Source organism: Polynucleobacter sp., assembly GCF_018500155.2.
Lineage (GTDB): Bacteria > Pseudomonadota > Gammaproteobacteria > Burkholderiales > Burkholderiaceae > Polynucleobacter.
Map to the genome: position 1 here is coordinate 1 of NZ_JAHBAK020000005.1, position 3,015 is coordinate 3,015.

Annotated in this window: 4 protein-coding genes; 1 reads left to right on the forward strand and 3 read right to left on the reverse strand. The window is 45.0% G+C overall.

The window, feature by feature from the left end; all coding sequences use genetic code 11:
- The 3 genes from KIH43_RS00355 to KIH43_RS00365 form a co-directional block, all read right to left on the reverse strand.
- Positions 1-644 (reverse strand): AEC family transporter (locus tag KIH43_RS00355; protein WP_297716631.1); only part of this gene is annotated, 644 nt, incomplete at its 3' end.
- A gap of 13 nt (positions 645-657) precedes the next feature.
- Positions 658-1,182, reverse strand: a complete 525-nt coding sequence (locus KIH43_RS00360) for a gamma carbonic anhydrase family protein (RefSeq protein WP_297716633.1) — start codon at positions 1,180-1,182, stop codon at positions 658-660.
- Between the two features lie 42 nt (positions 1,183-1,224).
- The gene (locus KIH43_RS00365) at positions 1,225-2,427 is read right to left on the reverse strand and encodes an ammonium transporter (RefSeq protein WP_297716635.1); all 1,203 of its coding nucleotides are present in this window, start codon (positions 2,425-2,427) and stop codon (positions 1,225-1,227) included.
- 138 nt (positions 2,428-2,565) lie between these two features.
- Between KIH43_RS00365 and KIH43_RS00370 the strand changes: the two genes are divergently transcribed.
- Complete coding sequence (locus KIH43_RS00370) at positions 2,566-2,928, forward strand: Rap1a/Tai family immunity protein (RefSeq protein WP_296967448.1); 363 nt, start codon at positions 2,566-2,568, stop codon at positions 2,926-2,928.
- The last annotated feature ends 87 nt before the right edge of the window (positions 2,929-3,015 follow it).

A 3,015-nucleotide genomic window follows, 5' to 3' on the forward strand; every position in this document is an offset into this window, starting at 1 on the left:
AATAAAAATAATCCAATTGAGACCAGTGCACAGGGGGTAGAAGCAGCCGCTAAAAATGATATCGCCTTAGCAATTGGCTCATAAAGACTAAAACCTGTCGACGCCCACACAAAGCCGGCCACAGGAGCAACTAGAAGTGGGTTAGTGCAAAGCGACTTCACAACACTGAGAAAAATTTCATGATTTCTTTTGTGAGATAGAAGTCCAATCTCGATTAGCACAGTGGCTAATGCAAACATCACAAACACAATAAAGGTGGAAATAATCGCTGGAGCCAATCCATCTTCACCCAATGCAAGAGCACAAAGTGGGAGACCCATGTAGCCCGTATTTGAATAGGATGCACTCAAACCATTAAAACTAGCGGCCGCTAAATCCCTACCTTTCCATAGACTCACGATGAGCACTAATGCAAAGACAATCAAGCAACTTAAAAGAAAAGCGACTATAAATCCTTGCTGCCAGAGTGTTTCCCAACCGGTATTGGCTGCATAACTAAAAAGTTGAGCAGGCAAGGCTAACCACACTACAAACCGATTGAGTTCAATCGATGCGCTCTCGCCTAACTTTCCAGTGCGCCCACAAATATACCCAATAAAAATGAGCAAAAATACCGGCAGAACTACATTAAACACGTAGAGCATGATTGGGATGCAATTAAGAGATTTTCTTTAGCGACTTGCTGTAACGCTGTGCATTCTTGACGTAGCGACCGGCGATCTCGCCAATGCCGGTAATTTGCTCTGGTGTCAGCGTCTTAACCGCCTTCGCTGGTGAACCTATGATCATGGAACCATCAGGAAATTCTTTCCCTTCGGTCACTAATGCACCGGCTCCAACTAAACAATGTTTACCAATCTTGGCGCCATTGAGTATTACCGCACCAATACCAATAAGACTGCCGTCACCAATGCTACATCCGTGCAACATGACTTGATGACCTACAGTGACATTCTTACCAATGAGAAGGGGGTAGCCAGGGTCAGTATGTAGCACTGATGCATCTTGTACATTACTACCCTCACCAACGGTAATGAGATCGTTATCGCCGCGGATCACGACTTTTGGCCATACATTGGCATTTTGATGAAGTTCAACTTTGCCGATCACTTCAGCGCTCTCGGCAACCCAAACCCCTTCTGCCAATTGAGGGGCATTTCCTTCTAGTTCATATATAGCCATGACCCATTATAGGTATGAATCAGGCTATCGATAAAGCAATAGTTACCAGTTTGGTTCGCGGTCAGGTGTAGAAGAAATACGATGGACACTTAAATCAGCGCCTTCAAATTCTTCCTCTTGAGACATTCGAATTCCAAGAATGGCCTTAAGGGCGCCATACACGACAATACCGCCGATCAATGCTATACCTACGCCTAGTGCACTACCAATCAACTGGCCTGTAAAGGTGACACCACCAATTCCACCAAAGGCTTTCGTGCCGAAAATGCCTGCTGCCAATCCACCCCATAGACCACAAAGACCATGTAATGGCCAAACGCCTAGAACGTCATCAATCTTCCAACGGTTTTGCACCAAGGTAAACATATAAACAAACAATCCGCCAGCAACCAATCCCACAAATAAAGCGCCGACTGGATGCATTAAATCTGAACCCGCACACACAGCAACTAAACCAGCGAGAGGGCCGTTGTAAGCAAAGCCCGGATCATTGCGACCCACCACCCAAGCGGCTAATGTGCCACCGACCATTGCCATTAATGAGTTCAAAGCCACTAAGCCACTGATCTTGTCGATCGTTTGCGCGCTCATGACATTAAAACCAAACCAACCTACCGCCAAAATCCAAGCGCCCAGCGCCAGGAAAGGAATGCTTGATGGTGGATGCGCAGAAATTTGCCCTTCTTTGGTGTAACGGCCACGGCGTGCGCCAAGAAGAATAATGGCGGGCAATGCAATCCATCCACCGACCGCATGCACTACAACGGAACCTGCAAAATCATGGAACTCTTCGCCAGTCAGACCCTTGATCCAAGCCTGAATGCCATAGTGCTGATTCCAGGCGATACCTTCAAAAAAAGGATAAACAAATCCAACCAACACAAAAGTGGCAATGAGTTGCGGATTAAATTTGGCACGCTCAGCAATTCCACCAGAAATAATCGCAGGGATAGCAGCTGCAAAAGTTAGCAAGAAGAAAAACTTCACTAACTCATAGCCATTTTTTTCAGCCAACAATTCTGCGCCTGAGAAAAAATTCACGCCATAGGCAATGCTGTAACCAATGAAGAAGTAGGCAATGGTCGACACCGCGAAATCGACCAAAATTTTGACCAAGGCATTAACTTGGTTTTTCTTGCGAACCGTACCGAGCTCTAAAAACGCAAAGCCTGCATGCATGGCAAGAACCATGATGGCACCAAGCAAAATGAATAATGCGTCACTACCTGTTTTCAAGATTTCCATGCGAATTTCCCCGTCCTTTTTTTGCATCATTATGGGGAAAGGAAAAGCCCATAAAAGTGCAATTTGCACTAAGATAGTGCACATATAGGCTTCTATTGATGGTTTATGATTGTTTTAAATACACTCTAAGGAAAACCCATGAAAAAAACCCTAGTTGTTTTAGCTGCTCTTGGTGCACTTTCTGGCGCTGCTCAAGCCCAAGAAAAAGTACAAGTATTAAGCACGCAAGAATTAGTCAATACTTGCAAATTACCAGCAAGCCCTGAATCACGCAGCTTCTGCGTTGGCTACACCAGCGCTATTTATGACACCTATTTAGCAACACGTCATCCACAACGCGCTAAACCATTTATTTGCGTGAAGCAACCTGCGCCAAAACGCGATGATGTGATTGCAGATTTTGTGAAATGGGCTGGTGAGAATCCACAAACTGCTGATAAACCTGCTGCAGGTACTGCATTAGGCTACTTGGCAATGCGCTTCCCATGCGGTAAAAAATAATCCACATCGATAGCAGACACAAATTCATTTCAAAGGATTACTTAATATGAAAAAAATTATTGCGATTACAGCAGCAACCCTAGCAAT

Bases quoted from the DNA above. Each gene is read 5' to 3' on its own strand.
- KIH43_RS00360 (WP_297716633.1), bottom strand. From the start codon at position 1,182: ATGGCTATATATGAACTAGAAGGAAATGCCCCTCAATTGGCAGAAGGG.
- KIH43_RS00365 (WP_297716635.1), bottom strand. From the start codon at position 2,427: ATGGAAATCTTGAAAACAGGTAGTGACGCATTATTCATTTTGCTTGGT.
- KIH43_RS00370 (WP_296967448.1), top strand. From the start codon at position 2,566: ATGAAAAAAACCCTAGTTGTTTTAGCTGCTCTTGGTGCACTTTCTGGC.